Source organism: Terribacillus saccharophilus (genome assembly GCF_002272075.1).
GTDB classification, from domain to species: Bacteria; Bacillota; Bacilli; order Bacillales; family Amphibacillaceae; genus Terribacillus; species Terribacillus saccharophilus_A.
Genome location: NZ_NPBJ01000022.1, coordinates 193161 through 213637 on the forward strand (window position 1 = coordinate 193161; position 20477 = coordinate 213637).

Consider the following 20477-nt stretch of genomic DNA (forward strand, 5'->3'; position numbering starts at 1 on the left):
ATGTGCCTGGCATATGAAAAAGCCTCCTGCATCAGCAGGAAGCTCCAATCAATCAGGGATGACCGCAAGTATGTCTGAATCCGGTATGGTTATACGACTGTTATTGATTAAGATCGTTCTAGTCCCATCAGCATTCAGTTCTGTTTGGAAACCATGTATGTGATCAGGATGGAACGGAACAGGCGTCGCAGGAATGAGCTTCGGTGGGGTCGGTACCTGAGCACCTTCCGCAGGTGCAGGTGGTGCAGCTGCTGTTACAGCCGGTTCAACAATATCATTTACTTCTGTTACAGGAAGCTCCGCTACTGGAGTCGGCGCCATATCCACTATAGGTATAGGCGTTTCTTCTACTGAAGAAATCGGCCCAATCTCTGTCAGCATTACTGGCTGTGCTTCCTCTACTATTTCAACCGGGGGTACTGCAGGAGTCAGAAACGAAGCCGGGAATCCTCTGCCAGGAGATAAAGCCCCTCCCCAGATGGTACCGCCTGACCATGCACCTTCCTGCCTCCTGCGATATATACGTGTAAGAATTTGATTTGACACAATTATCATCCTTTCCACAGCCAGTATATGAGCATGATTCACCTTTGCCACCAAACGTAAAAAAACACCTTACTCTGTGTTTCCATCCAATCCATTTGGCTAAGCTTCCATATACTAATCTACGAAACTACGATTTTGAAAGAAAACTTTGATTTTGAAGGAGGTTAATTGTGAAGGTCTTAACTGTGTTAGGAACACGTCCGGAAATTATTAGATTATCACTAATAATTAAGAAGCTCGATAAATTCGCAGATTCGCATATCCTCGTTCACACCGGCCAGAACTACACCTCAACCTTAAGTGATGTGTTTTTTGACGAAATGCAAATCCGCAAACCGGACTATATTCTGTCCCAGAGCCAGCAAACATTAGGAGAACAGCTGGCCACTATGTATAAGGAACTGGAAATCATCCTGAATCAGGAACTTCCTGATAAAGTATTAGTTCTTGGAGATACAAATAGCGCCTTAAGTGCACTGCTTGCAGAGCGAATGCGAATACCTGTCGTTCATATGGAAGCTGGGAATCGCTGCTTTGATTTGGAAGTTCCAGAAGAGAAAAACCGTCGTGTCATCGATGCTATTTCGACTCTCAATCTTCCTTATACACCGGGCAGCAGAGAAAACCTGCTCCGAGAAGGACTCCCTACACAACGTGTAATTATATCCGGCAATCCAATCTACGAAGTATTGAAACATTATGAGTCTGACATCCGAAGCAGCCGGATTCTGAAAGAACTCAAGCTGAGAAAAAATGATTATCTGCTTTCAACCATCCATAGAGCAGAAAATGTCGATCACATTGATAGACTTCAAGAAATTCTGCTAGGCCTTAGTGAAACAGCTGAGAAGCTTCAAAAACGTTTGATTTGCAGCATCCACCCGCGTACAAAATCTAAGATAACCAAAACCGACGAATTGACACTTAGTCCACTCGTCGAATTTCATGAACCTTTCGGTTTTTTCGATTTTGTCACACTTGAAAAGCACGCTTATCTGGCTCTGACTGACAGCGGCACTGTACAAGAAGAATGTTGTCTATTTCACACACCGACCGTAACGGTTCGAAAAACGACCGAACGTCCTGAGACCGTAGCGTGCGGAAGCAATATGGTGTCTGGCATTAGCGCTGAAGCTATCCAACGCTGTGCAACGATAATGGCATCGGCCTCAAAAAATTGGGAGTTTCCTTCAGGATATGCAGACCTGCATGTCTCGGATAAAGTGATTAAAATTCTTTTAGGAGGTTTGGAAATTGTTTAAGGATAAGACGATTTTCATTACAGGGGGTACAGGTTCGTGGGGATACGAGCTTGTAAGGCAGCTTCTGCAGCACCATCCCAAGGAGATCCGCATATTTTCCCGTAACGAATCCCACCAGTTTACGATGAAACAGGAATTCGATAATAACCCCAAGCTTCACTTCAAGATCGGAGATATTCGCGATCGCGAAGCCTTGATCGAAGCAACAGACGGCGTGGACTATCTATTTCATCTGGCTGCACTCAAACATGTACCTGTTTGTGAAGATCAGCCGCTGGAGGCATTAAAGACCAATGTAATCGGGACCCAGCATGTCATTGATGCAGCCATTCATCATAAGATCGATAAAGTCATCTATATATCTACAGACAAGGCATCTGATCCAGCTAACTTCTATGGACTATCAAAAGCCATGGGTGAACGACTGATTACACACGCTAATACACTTCACGCCAATACAACGTTCGTTTGTATCCGCGGGGGGAATGTACTCGGGACAAATGGCAGTGTCATTCATGTATTTAAGAAGGCTATTCGACAGAACGGAAAAATCGGGATAACCGACCCTGAAATGACCCGCTTCTTTCTAACTGTAGAGGATGCTATCAAGCTCGTTTTCAAAGCGACATTCGAAGCCGTTGGTGGAGAAATCTTCATCATGAAGATGCCAGCTATCAAAATCACAGATCTGGCCAAAGTTTTAATGGAGTCATCCGGAGCGAAAAATGTAGATTTTGAAATACTAGGTATTCGTCCTGGTGAGAAAATCCACGAGCTGCTGCTGACAGTGAATGAAAGTCATTCTGCCATCCTCTACGATGATCGTTATTTCGTCATTCTCCCCGACATCAAGTCAGAGGATATTAAAAAATATTACAAAGACTATAAAAAAGTGGAAATAACAAATTACAACTCTAGTCAGAACCTTTTATCTCTGGACGAGATAAAAACCATGCTTGCCAAAGGTGGTTTTATTTAATGAAAATACTTATCCTCGGCGGAAAGGGTATGGCAGGGCATGTAATGTACAGCTACTTACGCAAACAGGCTGATTATGATGTGTTCTATACTTCCCGCGATCGAACGGATAAGGACAGCATATATCTTGATGTTGTCGACACATCTGCCTTAGAGCAGCTGATTAATTCTCTTGAACCAGATATCGTTATCAACTGTACCGGTATTCTGAATGAAGCTGCAGAGCAAAATCCGCTTTTAGCCTTCCGTATCAACAGCCTGCTTCCACATCAGCTTGCCGCCTTTATGAGTCGAAAAAAGGGTCGCTTGATCCAAATCAGCACCGATTGTGTGTTTTCCGGTAAGAAAGGCGGATATACAGAGTCAGACTTTCGTGACGGGAATTCCGTTTATGCTCAAACCAAGCAGCTTGGAGAAATAACGGCAAATCCACACCTTACAATTCGCACCTCTATCATAGGCCCAGAACTGAAAAAAGATGGAATCGGACTCTTCCATTGGTTCATGAACCAAAGTGGCACAATCAAAGGATTCGAAAGGGTCTATTGGAATGGCGTCACAACACTCGAATTGGCTAAAGCAACTGATTTCTTTATCCAGCAGGAGACGAGCGGACTGTTTCATCTCTGTCCGCCAAATAAAATCAGCAAGTACGATTTGCTCCAGTTATTCAAGGAAATATATCAAAAAGACGACATCCAGATCATTCCGGATGCCGTACAAGAGTTAGATCGGACAATTTTGAACACAAGAAATTCACCTGCATATGCTGTACCAACATTTCGTGACATGCTGGAAGAACAAAAACAAATTTATCCTTTATTAGTATCCTGAAGACCTAGAGTCAGCAGCATTTGCTTAAAAGAACCTGCATATGCTGCATAACCAAATCTCTCTTTTACATGAATGCGGGCATTCTCACGGATATAAGCACGCTGCTCCGTATTCGTCATGAGTTCCTTTGCTTCTTTCAGCGCAGATTCAGGATCACCTATTTGATAATATTTCCCTGTTTGGTTGTGGATCACTGCCCGTCGTACACCGTCAGAATCCGTTGTCAACACCGGGCAGCCGCAGCTGATAGCTTCCAAAACCGCATACCCTGCTCCTTCAACTTTCGATGTTGCCAAAAGAAAACCACCTGAATCACCGACCATAGAAAAATAATATGGCATATCTGTATGAGGTACATCAGGAAGAATGGAAACATGGTTTCGTAATTGTAAGTCATCCAGCATCTGTTCAAAAGCAATGTTTTCATTTGGATCTGCTAAAGAAGGGTCATGGAACATATATAGCCGCAAGTCCGGGCGAAGTTCTGACAGCAGCTTGCGGCCAATTTGAAGAAACTCACGCCAGTTTTTGTTATCTTCAATTCTCCCAATCCATGCAATGATCGGCTTTTCAGCAGAGGTCCCGTCAATGTAGGAAAATCCATCTGAATCAAAGCAGTTGTCAAATGCGAATGTAGGCGTATGTGGGTAAAATTGCTCATATATTTCAGCTATGTGTTCCGTCTTCGGATGCAGCAACGCATTTGCATAATTATTTACAATCGGTACAGCCATCTGCAGCTGGGAGTATGCGAGTTCCTTTGGTCCAAACCCTTGTACTTCCAATATTAGTTTCCCCTTGAATCCGAGACGTCTGAATCTGGGGAAACTCAAGAAGTCTGAAGTCACGACTGCAGCATCAAAGTTGTTTGCATCAAATATCTCTTTTATTTCTGCATCCTCATTGGTTATATACAAAGGAGCACCATGATCATTGACCAATTCACGACGTTTTCCGTAATACAAAAAGTGCGAAGAGATGCCCTCCAGCTCCAGGGCTGCTCTCCGCTGCCGATTAAGCGTCTCTACGCCCCCGCTTGGTACGTAAAATACGAATAACACCTTCATGTTCTGCCTCCTTCACTAGACGTGCAATATTCATCCTTACTATGCCTATGTTGGAGACAGAAAAATTATGATAATTAGGAGGAAGCAGCAATGCTGCCGAAAGTTACGATCATCATCCCTTTTTATAATGACAAGTATGTACCTATTGCCATTCAAAGTGCCTTGGATCAAACATATCCGAATATCGAAGTTTTAGTAGTCGACGATGGTTCCACATCAGAAATCGAAAAAATACAGCCTTATTTGGATCACATCACATATGTACGTAAAGAGAACGGCGGCACAGCCACTGCTCTGAATTATGGAATTGAAATATGCACAGGTGAATACATTGCTTGGCTCAGTTCCGATGACATGTTCCTTCCGCACAAAATCCAAGTCCAGATGGATTATATGCTGGCAAACAATGCTTCTGTAAGCTTTGCAAACTACCATTTGATAGATAAAGATAATCAAGTTTTCATTGAATGGTGCGGAAAGCGATTCTCCCCTGTCAACAATGCGAAAGAAGTTTATGAATCATTCCGTACAGAAAACCCTGTCAACGGTTGTACGATTGTCGCCCGAAAGGATGTATTTGAGACTGCCGGAACCTTTAATCCTGGCTTTCTATATACCCATGATTATGACCTTTGGTTCCGGATGCTGCTTAATGGCGTCCATATGCATTATATAGACCAAGTGCTCATTCATTTCCGTTCACATGAAGAATCAGGAACATCCAGATTTCAGCCTCGAATCCGTCATGAAATTAAGACGATTGAAGAATATTATCGACCGATCCTTGACGAATACCTGGAGAAGTATGCATCCTTCCATTAAAGGAGGCTCAGCCATGCAGAAAAAACAGATAATCTCGTTTATAAAACGGGCACCTGACGGCTATAGCATCCCGGATCCCCGTTTGGTAGAACTTATGAAACAACATCGTAAATCACTATAAAGGGAATGGTGAACTTGAGAATCCTGCTCGTTTCTTATTATCCCATGCCCCATGTAGGTGGGTTGTGGACAGTAGTGAATAACCTTCAGAATGAACTGACGAGGCTCGGCCATGAAGTCGATGTTCTAGCACAGACAGAATCACTGACGGAATACCGTATTCTCGGTCAGGAAGCACCCTTCAAAATAGCCGATGTCCGTCCCTATATCGAAGGAGAAATCGCAGCAGCTTACCCTAATCTCGAATCTGGTTCTTGGATTCATACAACAGAAGTCCTCCGTTACAGCCTTGAACTGACAGCACTCGCTACTGGACTAGATCAATACGACGTCATTCACGCGCAGGATGTAATAGCCGCTAGCTCTATAGAACGTGTAAAACCGACACACATCCCTCTAGTCACAAGCGTCCATGGTTATTTGACAAAGGAGATCTTCTTAGCCCTTCAAGGTATTTATCCAAATAAATCAGCCGAGGAACTATATAGCAGCTTTGAATATCAATATCATGAGCACATTGAACATATAGGCTGCCACGTCAGTGAATTCATCCATACACAAGCTGATATAACGAAAATCAGCTTAATCGAACAGCACCGAATTCCGGAAAACCGTTTTGTCCAGTTTCCTTATGGGATGGATATAACATCTTTTCGCAGTACGCAGCCTCAACTAGACAATATACCTGTTAAAACCAAGCCTATCATCTTATTTGTAGGCAGGCTCGTCCAGCTAAAAGGAGTCCACACCCTGATTGAAGCCTTATACCAGTTAAAAAGCCATACAACAGACTGGGAATGCTGGGTTCTTGGTGACGGATACGAAGAAGCAATTAAACGATTCACCGATTTGATGGAAGACAGAGGATTGCTGTCAGACATTCGCTTGCTTGGATCGGTAACCAATGTGAAAGATTTCCTGGAAACAGCGGATATTTTCGTTCTTCCAAGCCTGCAGGATACCCAACCCCATTCCGTCATGGAAGCTCAGCTTTCCGGGATCCCTGTCGTCGTAAGCAATGCTGGAGGGTTACCCGAGATGGTCCAAGAAGGCGTAACAGGACTTGTATCTGAAGCAGGCAACCCTGCAAGTCTTGCTAATCAGCTGGCACGTCTCCTCGAGGATGCCAACCTGAGCAAGCAAATAGCTAGTCAGGCGCAAGCATGGGCGAATCAGCAATGGTCGCTCGTGAACATGGGCAAAAACACGGAAGATTTATATAAGAAGGCAATTCCCGTCTCAAACTGACAGAATCGATGAATTTGCATCAGGGTGGCTGTCCTTTACAATAAAAATTACCATTCATATCTTATAGTATCTTCTTTTTTGAAAGGAGGACACATTCATGGTAACCGTACTTGATGCAAGAACATCACAGAATGCAAGCACTTCAGGTTCCATTTCCATCCCAGTCACAGCCGGCACCCCGCAGCTGTTTGGTCAAATCGGGCTCATCACTACGGGCGCAACGACACCTATTCGTGTTCAGATGAGCGGAATCATATCCTTACAGCTTCCGCTTCTTCCAGCGCTTACATCTGTAACAATCACAGTTGTACGGGGAACGGCACCGACAGATCCAGTCGTCTTTTCTGCTTCATCCAACTTGGATCTTGAAATTCTCGGTCCGCAGGCCTTCACCTTTATTGCCGCCGATTTCAACGTACCACCTCCAGCCGGCGGTCAGCTGACGTACACTGCGTTCATTTCGTCTAACTTGCTCGGAACTGTTCGAGTAGGACCCGAAAGTTTTTACGGCATCGCCTTCACCGGCTAAACAAAAGGAGAATCACTAAATATTCCTCATCCTCCTACATTCGCCGTGCCTGTACCAATACCTCGTTCATACAATATTCCAGGAAGGTGGTGAGCATATGGCGAAAAAATACAAATACGAAGAAGGAAGCTATATGGGTGTAGCTCAATCAAATAGAGAAAATGATAGTAATGATAATAACTCCGACAAAGACAAAAACAATGATTGCCAACTCTGTTGTGTAGGCGGTACACGATGGGGAGGATCATTCCTTTCCCCTCAAGATCCTCCATTCCCTCCATATTTATAAGTATTAAAGCGACATACCCAATCGGTATGTCGCTTTTTTCAATTTACTGCAGCAATATCAAATATCTTAGCCAATTGCCAGCCGGCTTCAAAAAGGTGCATTTTCTTTAAGCATCTTTGCACCTTCATCCATCACGTTATGTTATAAAACTTGAATTCAGGGTAAACAACAATTGATAATTTTACGGGAGGTAAAGTGGATGAATCCAGATTACGAGAAATGTATTCAGGCTTGTTTAGAATGTATGCAAGCATGCAATTCATGCTATGATGCGTGTCTTTTGGAAGATAACGTAAAGATGATGGCCGATTGCATCCGGATGGACCGGGAATGTGCAGATATGTGTGCATTTGCTATCCAGGCGATGCAGCGGAACAGTCCATTTGCCGAACAGATTTGTACACTATGTGCAGAAGTATGCCAAGCCTGCGGCGAAATCTGCAGACAGCATGAAGTGAAACATTGTCAGGATTGCGCGGATGCATGCTTTGCCTGCGCTGACGCATGCCGATCTATGGCTGCATAAGAAAAGACTGCCTTGATACGGCAGTCTTTTTCGTTCTTTGGGCATGCTATTATTATCTGCGCTGCAGTCGTCTGGAGTAAACCTCAATCAGCAATACAATTGCTGCGGCTGCATGCAGCATCCAGCCGACGAAAGGTATCCAGCCAAGACAGGATGCGACGATTCCGACAACGCTTCCGGCAAGAGGTCCTTTAACCCGGACTGCAAGCGCCAGCGTAATGATATGCAGCACAAGCATGATGATTAACGGCATCCAGCTGTTTGATAAAATAATAAGAGCGCCAAGAAAAGGAATTGCCAAAATAGCTTCTAGGATTCCCGTAATCAGCTTCATGGTTCTTGTTGTAGACATAATATGTTCGCCCTTTCTATACGTACGCGGTTTCCTACATATACGTATCATATCGGAAAATGTTTCATCTGAAAAAAGTTCTATTCAACGTGTCTTTTTTTGTCGTATAATGGAACGTCAAGATTTTTAGAATCAAAATACGGAAAAGAAACAAGGGAGATGACAATGACAAAGAAACCGATCATTCAATTCAACAATGTAATGAAGCAGTACGATAAAGATACCACCGTTTTGGACAATGTCAGCTTTGAAATCGAGCGTGGTAAATTCTATACCCTACTGGGACCTTCCGGGTGCGGAAAAACGACGATTTTGCGTCTGATTGCAGGGTTCACAGAATTAACTTCCGGAGAGATGCTATTCGATGGGAAACCTTTGAATAAGATCCCTGCCAATAAAAGATCTGTGAACACAGTATTTCAGGATTATGCTCTATTCCCTCATCTAAATGTATATGAAAACGTCGCCTTTGGCTTGCGCATCAAAAAGATGCCTCAGAAGCAAATCGACGAAAAGGTGAAGGAATCCTTGCGTTTTGTTAACCTGGCTGGTTATGAAAAGCGGGAAATCAGTGAAATGTCCGGCGGACAGCGTCAGCGTGTTGCCATTGCACGTGCTGTCGTGAACGAACCCGAAGTAATTTTACTGGATGAACCATTATCCGCTCTAGACCTGAAATTACGTACAGAAATGCAATACGAATTACGTGAGATGCAGCAGCGTCTGGGCATCACATTCATCTTCGTAACGCATGACCAGGAAGAGGCCCTCGCTCTCTCGGATGAGATATTTGTCCTAAATAATGGAAAAATTGAACAAAGCGGCACACCAACTGATATATACGATGAGCCAATCAACCGTTTTGTGGCTGACTTTATCGGAGAATCCAACATTGTTGATGGCCGGATGATTCGGGATTACGAAGTGGAGTTCACCGGCAAACGTTTCGCTTGTGTTGACCAAGGTCTTCAGCCGAATGAGCCCATTGAAATTGTCATCCGCCCCGAGGATTTGCATATAACAAGCGCAGAAGCCGGAAACCTGCGCGTAAAGGTGGATTCCCAGCTATTCCGCGGGGTCCATTACGAAATCTCCAGCTACGATGATGCTGGTAACGAATGGCTGGTTCACTCTACGAAGAAAGCTGTTGTAGGAGAGGAAATCGGACTTGCCTTCGAGCCAGAAGCTATTCATGTCATGCGTCTGAATGAGACGGAGGAAGAATTCGATAAACGACTTGAGGCGTACGACGATGGAGAATAAGACGACTCGCAACCTGTATACGATCCCTTATGTTATTTGGGTCGCTTTCTTTGTCATCGCACCGATATTATTAGTGCTGTACTACTCTTTTCAGGATCTGGAAGGTAATTTTTCCTTAACCAACTATCGTAACTTCTTTACACCTATCTATTTGGAGATGACATTAAGCTCCTTCTGGTATGCTTTCCTGATTACACTAATTACACTGCTGTTTGCTTACCCGATAGCTTATTTACTGACAAAATTGAAGCATAAGCAGCTGTGGCTCTTATTAATCATAGTGCCCAGCTGGATTAACTTGCTATTGAAAGCTTATGCTTTCCTCGGCATCTTTGGCACATATGGAATGGCGAATAAATTCTTGGAAACAATCGGGATTGGATCGAAGCAGCTTTTGTTCACCGATTTCAGCTTTGTATTTGTTTCCGTCTATATATTCATTCCGTTCATGATTCTGCCTATCTTCAATGCTTTGGATAAATTGAATCCAACTTATCTAGATGCAGCGAATGATCTGGGAGCATCGCGCTGGACAACGTTCCGCCGGGTTGTCTTCCCATTAACGATTGATGGTGTAAAAGCAGGCTGTCAGATTACGTTTATTCCAGCTCTGTCATTGTTCATGCTTACTCGTCTTATCGCCGGCAGCCAAGTTATTACCCTTGGTACGGCAATAGAGCAGCAATTCCTAGTTACACAGAACTGGGGCATGGGATCGACTATTGCTGTCTTCCTGATCATTTTCATGTTCATCATCATGTTTGCAACCGGAACGAAAAGGAGGAGAGCACGTGGATAAGAGAATTTCTCCCCTGTCACGGATTTTTCTGATCGTTATGTTCGCTCTATTGTACTTGCCTATCTTTTACTTGATTTTCTATTCGTTTAACAGCGGTGGCAATATGTATGACTTTGAGAACTTTACTTTTGATTGGTACAAAGAGCTGTTCCAAGATACTCGGCTTTTGATTATCGTTTTGAATACCATCGTCATTGCCCTTCTATCCGCTTTGATCTCAACGGTAATCGGTGTGCTTGGGGCGATGATGATCTATAAAATACGTTCTAGCAGGACAAAGAATGCCCTGCTGTCATTGAACAATATCTTGATTGTCAGCCCGGATGTCATCATTGGTGCCTCGTTCTTGATTCTATTCACGATTGCAGGTATTCAGCTTGGCTTCTATTCGGTGCTGCTATCGCATATCGCGTTCAGTATTCCGATTGTTGTCTTAATGGTATTGCCGAAGTTGTCCGAGATGAGCCCTTCTCTGCTTGATGCAGCAAGAGATCTTGGAGCATCACGCTGGGAAGTCATCACAAAAGTAGTGATTCCTTATATCACGCCAGGTATTTTCGCCGGCTTTTTCATGGCGCTTACCTACTCACTTGACGACTTTGCTGTTACGTTCTTTGTAACAGGGAATGGTTTCACAACATTGTCCGTCGAGATTTATTCCCTAGCGAGACAAGGTATTTCCTTGTCTATCAATGCACTTTCAGCAATAATTTTCATTGTTACGATGCTGATAGTCGTTATTTATTATTTCCTTACCCGACGTGGCAAGAAATCGCCTGATCTGGAGGTGCTCAAATGAAGCAGCTGATACGTTTAGCTGTTGTGATTATTGCTGTGAGCGCTATTTTGCTCGTTACGATTTCGCGCTTAAATGCGTCACAAGGCTACTCTGGCGGCAATACGCTTACCGTTTATAACTGGGGCGACTATATTGATCCGGCAGTAATCGACGAATTCGAAAAACAAACAGGTATTACCGTCGTCTATGAAACATTCGATTCGAATGAAGCAATGATGACAAAAATTCAGCAGGGTGGTACAAGCTATGATGTCGCGGTTCCTTCCGAGTATACGATTGAAAAAATGAAGGAAGAGGATTTGCTGCTGCCGATTGATCACAGCAAGGTACCAAACCTGAAAAATATCGATTCCAGGTTCATGGATCTGGCGTTTGATCCTGGCAACGAATATTCTGTACCGTATTTCTGGGGAACCGTTGGTATTGTGTATAACACGAAGCAAATTGACGGCATCGAGTTCAACAGCTGGGAAGATCTTTGGAATCCTGCCTTGAAAAATGAAATTGTGTTGATCGATGGCGCGCGTGAAATCGTGGGAATGGGGTTGAACAGCCTTCATTACTCCCTTAACGATACAGATCCAGAACGTTTACAAGAAGCATATGACAAACTTGTCAGCTTAAAACCGAACGTCAGAGCACTGCTTGGGGACGAAAACAAGCTGCTGATGGCATCCGGAGAGGTGTCCATCGGTATAACATGGTCTGGGGATGCTTCCGAAATCATGGCAGAAAATGAGGATCTTGACTATGTTGTACCAGAAGAAGGCTCCAATCTATGGTTCGATAATATGGTCATTCCGAAGACAGCCAAAAATATCGACGCTGCGCATGAATTCATCAACTTCATGCTCGATCCAAAAATTGCTGCCCAAAATACCGAGTATGTAAGTTACTCCACTCCGAATAAGGAAGCATTGCAATATATGCCGGAGGAAATGGTCAATGATGAACGCTTCTACCCGCCGCCAGAATTGACAGATCGTCTCGAAGTATATGAGAACCTCGGCAAGGAAAACCTTGCAAAGTATAATGAATTATTCCTGAAATTCAAGATGGAATAAGCAAAGGCATGCGTTACGGCGCATGCCTTTTTATTTCTATGTATACTAAACAAGAAAACCTTATCCAGAAAATCTAGATAAGGTTTTCATCAACTTAAAGTTGTGCACCATTCGTTTCAATCACATTCTTATACCAATGGAACGATTTTTTCCGGCTCCGTTCCAATGTACCGCTCCCATCATCATGCTTATCGACATAGATGAAACCATAACGCTTAGAGTACTCTCCTGTAGAAGCACTTACCAAGTCGATGCAGCCCCAGCTTGTATAGCCCATCAAGTCCACGCCATCCTCAATTGCTTCCCCCATCGCCACAATATGATCACGAAGGTATTCGATGCGGTAATCATCGTTGATGCTTCCATCCGCCTCGACTTTATCATATGCTCCCAGTCCGTTTTCCACGATGAACAACGGCACTTGATAGCGATCATACATATCATTCAATGCAATGCGCAGGCCCAACGGATCGATTTCCCAGCCCCAGTCACTCGCTTTTAAGAATGGGTTCTTCACACCAGACATGATATTGCCCTGTGAAAGCTCTTCTTCACTCTTTTCCGCTTTCTCTGTACGGGACATGTAATAGCTGAAGCCGATGTAATCAACTGTTCCCGCTTGAATTGTTTCCAAGTCACCTTCTTCTATTTTCAGCTCTACACCTTGTTCCTTGAAGAAACGTTTAGCGAAAGCTGGATAAGCACCGCGCACCATTACATCGCCGCAATAGTTGTTGAACATGCGAGCTTCCTGATCTGCGTAGAAGATATTTTCCGGCTTACTGTCGTACGCATATACCGGTGCATAAATGATCATGCAGCCAATTTGCGCTTCTGGACTTATTTCGTGACAGTATTGAACAGCTTTCGCACTGGCAATAAACTGATGGTGCAGCCCTTGGACAACGGATTGATACTTATGTTCACCCGGTTGGATGGAGAAACCAAGACTCATGATCGGCATGATAAGTCCGCTATTGATTTCATTGAATGTCATCCAATATTTCACTTTATCTTTATAACGATCCAGAACAGCTTTTGCATAGCGCTCGAAGAAAGTGATAACCTCACGGCTCTTCCAGCCGCCATATTCTTTCACTAGGTTAACAGGCATCTCATAGTGAGAGATTGTAACAACCGGCTCAATACCGTGTTGAAGCAACTCATCGAACACACGATCATAGAATGCAAGTCCTTCCTCATTCGGCTCAAGTTCATCGCCTTTCGGGAAGATACGAGTCCAAGCAATGGACATACGGAACACTTTGAAGCCCATTTCAGCAAATAGTGCAATATCTTCTTTATAACGATGATAGAAGTCGATTGCCTCGTGGTTCGGGTACGTGTATTTATCCGTATCGATTTCGAAATCAAATCCTGGCTCTGCCAAGATGCGCAGACGCTCTTTTCCGCCTGGAAGTACATCCGCGATATTCAGGCCCTTATTGCCTTCATGGAAGCCTCCTTCCATTTGGTTAGCAGCTGTTGCGCCGCCCCATAGGAATCCTTTTGGAAATGCTGTTTGATTTGTCATAGTCTATCTCTCCTTTTATGATTTATGATGCTTCTTTTGATGTAGTTGCCGGAACTGCTAAATCCAGTATTGCTTCACCACCGTTAACCGTGCCTTCTGTAAGTGCTGTAATATCTTCATATTCAGCTGTATTTGTGATGATAACCGGTGTAATTACGTCATATCCTGCTGCTTGAATGGCTTCTATATCGAAGGATACCAGCTTCTGTCCTTTTTGGACTTTATCGCCTGATACGATATGAGCTGTGAAATGCTCCCCATTCAATTTCACCGTATCAATACCGACATGAATCAGCACTTCTGCGCCATCTGTACTTCTTAAGCCAATAGCATGCTTTGTTGCAAATAATGTAACTACTTCACCATCTATCGGAGATACAACTTCACCTTTTGATGGGAAGATTGCTATCCCTTTGCCCATGATTTCCTGTGCAAATGTCGGATCACTTACTTCTGCAAGCGGGCGAACCTCTCCTGTCAGTGGACTAGCGATGACTTCAGATACTTTCTCTGAATCTGTTTCTTCTGCTGTATCTACTGCTTTTTCTTCTGTCGTTGTTGTTTCTTCAGCAGGTGCAAGGACATCTTCAAAGCCGATGATCCATGTCACCACAGCTGCTGCAACAAATGCTAGGACAAGGCCAAGAACAGCAAAGATGAACTCTGGTCCTACGAAAGTCGGAAGACCTGGAAGTCCTGCCATTCCAGCAACGATGTAAGCTTTTACATCTGTAAGTGCATATAGTACTCCACCAGCAGCAGCACCGATCAAAGCTGCAACGAATGGCTTCTTCAATCGCATATTAACCCCGTACATAGCAGGCTCTGTAACACCCATTGTTGCTGTCAAAGCGGTCGTGAAGGACAACGACTTGAATTTTTTGTTTTTGGATCGCATTGCAACCGCGAAAGCAGCACCAGCTTGCCCAAAGTTGGCAAGGAACATGGCTGGCATCATGTAATCATAGCCATTTACTGCAATATTATTCAGCATGATCGGAACAAGCGCGTAATGCATACCAGTTATAATGATAAGCGAGAACGTACCTGCAAGCAGGATCATGGCAATAATTCCAGCGTTTTGGAACAAGAAGTTTGTTCCCGTAGAAAGATAGTTACCTGCGATAGCTCCAAGTGGCCCTACTGTAATCAAAGTAACTGGCACTACGACTAATAATGTTACGGATGGGACAACGATTAGCTTCAAGGAAGCGTGTGTTATACGGTCAACCCATTTTTCTACATAAGACGCAATCCAGATAGCCAGCAAGATTGGTATAACCGTAGATGAATAGGTCGCAATTGTTACTGGCAATCCGATAAAGCTGATGGATCCTCCTTCTGCGAACATGGCTGTCAGCGTCGGATGCAGGATGGCTGCTCCTATCGCAGCTGCCACATAGGGATTAGACCCGAATTTACGTGCTGCACTGATTGCCAGAAGTATCGGCAGGAAGTAGAATGCACCATCTCCGATTACAGTCAGAATTTGATATGTTTGGGAGGCTTCTTGCAGCCAGCCAAATGTCACCAGCAACGCCGCAATACCCTTGATCATACCGGCACCAGCGATAGCTGGCAGAATCGGTGTGAATACACCGGAAATAACGTCGAAGATAGAGCTGATTACATTTTTCTTTTGTTTCGATTCGCCTTCTGTACTCTTTGACTCACTTAAATTGCTATTTGCTATAATTTCCTTATAAACCTTTGGCACTTCATTGCCGATGATCAGCTGAAACTGACTGCCGCTGATATTGGAACCTAGAACACCATCTACCTGCTCCAGTGCTTGGCGATCTGCTTTACTGTTATCGTACAAGTTGAAGCGAAGGCGTGTCATACAATGGATGACATTTTGTACGTTTGATTCTCCGCCTACTAATTGCAAAATTTCTTCTGCTGTTTTACGATGGTTCATGATAGACCCTCCATTCGGGGATATTATGTGATGAGGATAAAGGGTGCCACCTTTATCCTTTTTTCTTTGATAAGGTCAGGTTTGGTACACAAAAAAACCCAAACTACACCCCGTGCACAGAGTCGCCTCTGTTTTCGGAACATAATTTAGGTTTTGCCTGCTTATCAGTAACAATCCTAAAGGATAGTTGTATGCGGTTGTCTTGTATTACACACTCAATTTATCATGTAAGCGGATTATTGTCAACGCTTTCAATCTATGTTTTTTATTCATTATTTACGGATATCATTTGTGGTGGCGTATATAGAAAACAGAATTCATTAAACGATCCAATTAAGCAATAGTCACCGGTTTCTTCTGTCATACATAGGCTATGGCACATGATGAGATGAAGGAGGAACCCGCTTGACAGACTTGACGACGGCCCACTGGATGTATTTGGCAGGAACACTTTTGATTATTTTAACGATGCTTTTTCGGCAGAATGTGCTGGTTCCATCATTATTGATGACCTTCTTAGTAGGTTGGATGTACTCGGGGACGCTTGTAGAGGGCCTGCAGGCAACCTTCAGTGCAAGTCTCACAGCTGCCTCAGAGCTATTTAATATCTTCTTGATTATTACCATTATGACTGCTCTGCTGCAGTCTTTAAAAGCATTGCGGGCTGATGAGCGGATGATTCGTCCTTTTGGTTATATTATGACTAACGGCCATACTTCCTTTTGGGTACTGGCATTCATTACGTACTGTATTTCCCTATTTTTTTGGCCTACACCTGCAGTGCCGCTCGTAGGTGCAATTCTGCTCCCTGTTGCTATCAAGGCTGGTCTGCCTCCACTATCAACCGGTGTGGCAATGGCGATTTCCGGTCAGGGTATGGCGCTTTCTGCCGACTATATTATTAAAATTGCACCGATGCTGAGTGCATCTGCAGCTGGTGTAGATACTGCTGCGGTGGCAGACAAAGCGCTTATTTTATCGCTTATTACCGGTATCACAGCCTTGCTGCTGGCATACTTCCGGATTCGAAAAAAAATCTCTTCTCCTTCCATAGTGCACCTGGAAAGATGGAACGGGAACGATGCGCCTAGTGAAGCTCATTCAAGTAAAAAACCGAGGTTCAGTATCTTGTTTGCGATTTTAGTGCCCGCAGCCTTTCTTGTTGTCGTTATCTACATGGCCTATACGGCCTTCAGCAATACCGCTTCTCTTGAGGGCGGAGCTGGGGCTGCTTTAATCGGAGGTGCTGCTATCCTGCTCATGATTGCAGCAGCGATCGCTTACAATTGGAAACAGTCCTTGCATAATGTAAGTGACCACTTGGTAGATGGCTTTACCTTTGCTTTTCGGGCAATGGGACCGGTTATTCCGATTGCAGGTTTTTTCTTTTTAGGAAGCGGAGAAATATCTGCCAGGATATTCGGTCTGGAAGATGCGGCACAGGCTCCTTCCTTTCTTTTTGATTTAGTGGAGGCTGGTCAGCACTATATTCCAGAGAATCCTATTTTCGCAGGATTCGGTTTGCTGATAGTCGGCATGGTAACTGGGCTGGACGGTTCAGGCTTTTCCGGACTCCCTCTCGTCGGGGCCCTTTCAGGTGCCCTGGCACCCGCTGTCGGCATGGATGCCTCCACGCTTGCTGCAATTGGGCAAATGGGAGCGGTTTGGGTTGGCGGCGGCACACTGATTGCCTGGTCCTCTATTGTAGCAATCGCTGGATTTGCACGAGTGCCGGTGATGGAATTAGTGCGGCAATGTTTTATCCCAGTCGTTATCGGACTTTTACTTTCTACCACCATCGGAATTTGGTTACTGTAAGAGATACAGAGTCTTGGACATAAGTGTTTTAGCCAAATCGAAAACTGTACTTAAATCTTCTTTGTGAAGATTTAAGTACAGTTTTTCTATTATGAGATCCGACCTTTTAACCAACAACCTAAGAATGGCCTATCTGCGTTTAGAGTGTATTCAAATGCTGGTGGACCGATAAGAAATAATGCAGAACCAGAAGACCAATGTTTTTCTAGATTTCTCCCAGCATCTACCGGGAAGGGTAACGGTGCATCACGGTCATTTATACAAAGCTTGTCTCAGCTGAGCAGCTCCTTCTGCCACAGCTTGATACGCTTCTTCTACTTCAGCTGTAAAACCAGCAAAGCCATGAATCAACCCTTCGTAATTCTTCACAAAAACATCTACACCCACCTGTTTTAAACGTTCAGCATACGCCTGTGCTTCGTCTCGCAGCGGGTCATATTGAGCTGTCAAAATAGCCGCAGGCGGCAATGCATGGAGCAGCTCAGAACGAATTGGCGATGCATATGGATGAGATCGATCCGCTTCCGACCTGTAATAATGGCTTCGGAACCAGTTCATCAAACGTTTGGTCAATAAATATCCTTCTGCATTCTCCTGTAAAGAAGCAGGTTCGTCTCCGATATAACCTGTCGATGGGTATAAAAGTAATTGAAATACAGGTTTTTGGCCGTTTTTTTCTTCTGCCAGCAGACATACTACTGTTGCGAGATTCCCCCCTGCACTATCTCCTCCAACAGCGATCTTGTCTTGTTCGATTCCCAATCGATCTGCATTGGCGGCTATCCATTGAAAGGAATCATAAGCATCTTCCACTGCTGTCGGGAATTTATTTTCTGGTGCCAGCCTGTATTCTACAGAGATTACTGTGCAATCTGCCAAATTGGCAATCTCGCGGCAAGTAGCATCGTGCGATTCAATGCTGCCAACAACCCAACCGCCGCCATGATAAAAGACAAGTGCAGGCTGCGTCTTATTATCAGAACGATAGATACGGATCGGCAGCGTCCGACCATTTAATTCAATTTGGCTGTCTTCTACTTTAGCCACTTCTTGTTTCGGTCCATCTTCCTGCATTCTAGCTTGATCGCGAAATTGCTCAGGTGAGACCGATTCAAGCGGTATCGGATGGGCATTTACTTCTTTCAAAAATGCCTGTATTTTTGGATTCAATCCCATAGTACTTCCCCCTTTTTATACCTATTCATTTTCCACAATATAACTGCAATTTAAACATCGGTGCATTGCAGCTGCCTACCACAAGGTTTACAATAAGATAATTCGATACTGATGGGGGTACAGCATGTGAAGAAATCAACGTATATCTGGTTAGGCATCGCTTTATTCGTAGCAGCACTTAACTTACGTCCTGCAATCAATTCCATTTCTCCGCTTATTGAAATCATACAATCTGAATTACATATGAATGCATCCAGTGCAAGCCTGCTCACCTCCATACCCGTTTTATGTATGGGGATCTTCTCGCCGGTTGCCGCTAAGTTGGCCAATCGCTTCTCGCTTGAATATGTGATCGGCTGGTCCTTAGCCGTCATTGGCATCGGTACTATCATTCGCCTGTTCACTCATACTTCCATCTTTCTTCTGATTACAGCTTTCTTGGCAGGTATCGGTATTGCAGCTGCGAGCCCCCTGCTTTCCGGTTTCATAAAAAAATACTTCCCTAATAGTAGTGCGTTCATGATCAGCATCTATACTGCTGCCTTAGCTGTTGGTGCTGGCATGGCCTCCGGGGGTGTAGCGCCAATTCAGCATCTAGTTGATTCCTGGCAAATCGCTTTGGCTGCCTGGTCATTATTAGCACTGATAGCAATCATAATATGGATACTCGTCGTATTGCCTCAGAAAAAGAAAGACAGGGCAATTCAAACATTCGGCGGCGCAGCGAAACTGCCTTGGAACCAGTGGAATGCCTGGCTGCTTACCTTTTCCTTCGGCGGTATGTCGTTTATTTTCTATTCGTTGACTGCTTGGCTCCCCCCTATTGTAGAAAATATGGGGTACAGCAAAATCTATGCAGCCAACTTGCTCGTCATATTCATGCTTCTGCAAGTACCAGCTAACTTAGCAATACCTTATCTGCTAAAGAAAATTCCCAGTCGTCTGTTCTGGCTTGTGACGGCCGCCATATTCGAATTGATCGGCTTTGCGATGATTTCTTTATCCTTCCTTCCTTGGCTGGCAGCTTGCTTCATCGGTCTCGGTGCTGGCGGTTTGTTTGCAATGAATCTGCTGCTTCCGATTGATGTAACTACTACCCATCAGGAAGCTGCCTCCTGGTCGGCCATGGTGCAGGCAGTCGGTTACATCATCGGATCATTCGGCCCTATTATTCTAGGGACTGTCAACGATATGACCGGAAGCTTCTCTTATTCCATCTTTGTATTGATAGCTGTGAACCTATTAATGATCGTGATGCAGTTTCTCTCCGTCAAACGGAACTTCAAACAAGAAAAAGTAGCCTCCTGACTAAAATTGGATGATTAGCAGTTTGCTAGATTGGGTATCTTATTACTACAAACCCAATCACAAGGAGGATTCCAATCATGAGTTCATTAACAAAAGACGTTTTCACCACATATGCCGAGGAAAATACATTCGAGTTAGAGCCATACTTAGACCATCTGTTTGAATTGAATGAAGAAGAATCCGATAACGAATAAAATAAAAAAGAAGCAGCGGCTGTGGAAC

General features: G+C 44.1%; 20 protein-coding genes. 14 read left to right on the plus strand and 6 right to left on the minus strand.

Annotated elements, in window-relative coordinates; genetic code table 11:
* Positions 1-48: 48 nt before the first annotated feature.
* Positions 49-546 carry a hypothetical protein gene (locus CHH48_RS12110; protein WP_141230068.1) on the minus strand — a complete coding sequence of 166 codons (498 nt, stop codon included), beginning with the start codon at positions 544-546 and terminating at the stop codon, positions 49-51.
* A 170-nt stretch (positions 547-716) separates the two neighbouring features.
* On the opposite strand from CHH48_RS12110, the gene wecB reads away from it, so the two are divergent.
* From wecB to CHH48_RS12125, 3 genes are read left to right on the plus strand one after another with little or no spacing between them, the layout of a single operon-like run.
* The gene (gene wecB, locus CHH48_RS12115; RefSeq protein ID WP_095219089.1) at positions 717-1808 is read left to right on the plus strand and encodes a non-hydrolyzing UDP-N-acetylglucosamine 2-epimerase; all 1092 of its coding nucleotides are present in this window, start codon (positions 717-719) and stop codon (positions 1806-1808) included.
* Positions 1801-2787 (plus strand): polysaccharide biosynthesis protein, encoded by a 987-nt coding sequence (locus tag CHH48_RS12120; RefSeq protein WP_095219088.1) that lies wholly within the window; start codon positions 1801-1803, stop codon positions 2785-2787. Before wecB ends, CHH48_RS12120 begins: the two co-directional genes overlap by 8 nt.
* Positions 2787-3620: a dTDP-4-dehydrorhamnose reductase family protein gene (locus CHH48_RS12125; protein ID WP_095219087.1), complete on the plus strand. Its 834-nt coding sequence runs from the start codon at positions 2787-2789 to the stop codon at positions 3618-3620. The genes CHH48_RS12120 and CHH48_RS12125 overlap by 1 nt, the downstream gene beginning before the upstream one ends.
* On the opposite strand, the gene CHH48_RS12130 is transcribed toward CHH48_RS12125, so the two are convergent.
* Positions 3599-4687: a glycosyltransferase family 4 protein gene (locus tag CHH48_RS12130; RefSeq protein WP_095219086.1), complete on the minus strand. Its 1089-nt coding sequence runs from the start codon at positions 4685-4687 to the stop codon at positions 3599-3601. The two genes, CHH48_RS12125 and CHH48_RS12130, sit on opposite strands and share 22 nt — an antisense overlap.
* Positions 4688-4777: 90 nt before the next feature.
* Between CHH48_RS12130 and CHH48_RS12135 the strand changes: the two genes are divergently transcribed.
* The 5 genes from CHH48_RS12135 to CHH48_RS12155 all read left to right on the plus strand — a co-directional run bounded on the left by CHH48_RS12135 (position 4778) and on the right by CHH48_RS12155 (position 8221).
* Positions 4778-5509 (plus strand): glycosyltransferase, encoded by a 732-nt coding sequence (locus CHH48_RS12135; RefSeq protein WP_095219085.1) that lies wholly within the window; start codon positions 4778-4780, stop codon positions 5507-5509.
* Between the two features lie 165 nt (positions 5510-5674).
* Positions 5675-6877 (plus strand): glycosyltransferase family 4 protein, encoded by a 1203-nt coding sequence (locus CHH48_RS12140; RefSeq protein WP_255212172.1) that lies wholly within the window; start codon positions 5675-5677, stop codon positions 6875-6877.
* Positions 6878-6974: 97 nt separating this feature from the next.
* Positions 6975-7406 carry a hypothetical protein gene (locus CHH48_RS12145; protein WP_095219083.1) on the plus strand — a complete coding sequence of 144 codons (432 nt, stop codon included), beginning with the start codon at positions 6975-6977 and terminating at the stop codon, positions 7404-7406.
* Positions 7407-7503: 97 nt separating this feature from the next.
* Positions 7504-7695 (plus strand): hypothetical protein, encoded by a 192-nt coding sequence (locus CHH48_RS12150; RefSeq protein WP_095219082.1) that lies wholly within the window; start codon positions 7504-7506, stop codon positions 7693-7695.
* A gap of 199 nt (positions 7696-7894) precedes the next feature.
* Positions 7895-8221, plus strand: coding sequence for a four-helix bundle copper-binding protein (locus tag CHH48_RS12155; protein ID WP_095219081.1), 327 nt, complete (start codon positions 7895-7897; stop codon positions 8219-8221).
* A 52-nt stretch (positions 8222-8273) separates the two neighbouring features.
* Here the strand turns inward: CHH48_RS12155 and CHH48_RS12160 are convergent, their stop codons facing one another.
* Positions 8274-8573, minus strand: a complete 300-nt coding sequence (locus CHH48_RS12160; RefSeq protein ID WP_095219080.1) for a hypothetical protein — start codon at positions 8571-8573, stop codon at positions 8274-8276.
* Positions 8574-8738: 165 nt separating this feature from the next.
* On the opposite strand from CHH48_RS12160, the gene CHH48_RS12165 reads away from it, so the two are divergent.
* From CHH48_RS12165 to CHH48_RS12180, 4 genes are read left to right on the plus strand one after another with little or no spacing between them, the layout of a single operon-like run.
* Complete coding sequence (locus CHH48_RS12165) at positions 8739-9836, plus strand: ABC transporter ATP-binding protein (RefSeq protein WP_095219079.1); 1098 nt, start codon at positions 8739-8741, stop codon at positions 9834-9836.
* Positions 9826-10635 (plus strand): ABC transporter permease, encoded by an 810-nt coding sequence (locus tag CHH48_RS12170; RefSeq protein ID WP_095219078.1) that lies wholly within the window; start codon positions 9826-9828, stop codon positions 10633-10635. Before CHH48_RS12165 ends, CHH48_RS12170 begins: the two co-directional genes overlap by 11 nt.
* On the plus strand, positions 10628-11434 hold the full coding sequence (locus CHH48_RS12175; RefSeq protein WP_095219077.1) for an ABC transporter permease: 807 nt from the start codon (positions 10628-10630) through the stop codon (positions 11432-11434). The genes CHH48_RS12170 and CHH48_RS12175 overlap by 8 nt, the downstream gene beginning before the upstream one ends.
* Positions 11431-12498, plus strand: a complete 1068-nt coding sequence (locus CHH48_RS12180) for an ABC transporter substrate-binding protein (RefSeq protein ID WP_095219076.1) — start codon at positions 11431-11433, stop codon at positions 12496-12498. The genes CHH48_RS12175 and CHH48_RS12180 overlap by 4 nt, the downstream gene beginning before the upstream one ends.
* Positions 12499-12592: 94 nt before the next feature.
* Here CHH48_RS12180 and CHH48_RS12185 read toward each other — a convergent pair whose 3' ends face one another.
* Complete coding sequence (locus CHH48_RS12185; RefSeq protein WP_095219075.1) at positions 12593-14032, minus strand: glycoside hydrolase family 1 protein; 1440 nt, start codon at positions 14030-14032, stop codon at positions 12593-12595.
* Between the two features lie 22 nt (positions 14033-14054).
* The gene (locus tag CHH48_RS12190; protein ID WP_095219074.1) at positions 14055-15953 is read right to left on the minus strand and encodes a beta-glucoside-specific PTS transporter subunit IIABC; all 1899 of its coding nucleotides are present in this window, start codon (positions 15951-15953) and stop codon (positions 14055-14057) included.
* A 405-nt stretch (positions 15954-16358) separates the two neighbouring features.
* Here CHH48_RS12190 and CHH48_RS12195 point away from each other — a divergent pair, with 405 nt between their 5' ends.
* On the plus strand, positions 16359-17771 hold the full coding sequence (locus tag CHH48_RS12195) for a hypothetical protein (RefSeq protein WP_245840355.1): 1413 nt from the start codon (positions 16359-16361) through the stop codon (positions 17769-17771).
* Between the two features lie 252 nt (positions 17772-18023).
* On the opposite strand, the gene CHH48_RS12200 is transcribed toward CHH48_RS12195, so the two are convergent.
* A complete protein-coding gene (locus tag CHH48_RS12200; RefSeq protein WP_095219073.1) occupies positions 18024-18947 on the minus strand; it encodes an alpha/beta hydrolase in 924 nt (307 codons plus the stop codon).
* Between the two features lie 126 nt (positions 18948-19073).
* Between CHH48_RS12200 and CHH48_RS12205 the strand changes: the two genes are divergently transcribed.
* On the plus strand, positions 19074-20255 hold the full coding sequence (locus CHH48_RS12205; protein WP_245840354.1) for an MFS transporter: 1182 nt from the start codon (positions 19074-19076) through the stop codon (positions 20253-20255).
* Positions 20256-20477: the final 222 nt, after the last annotated feature.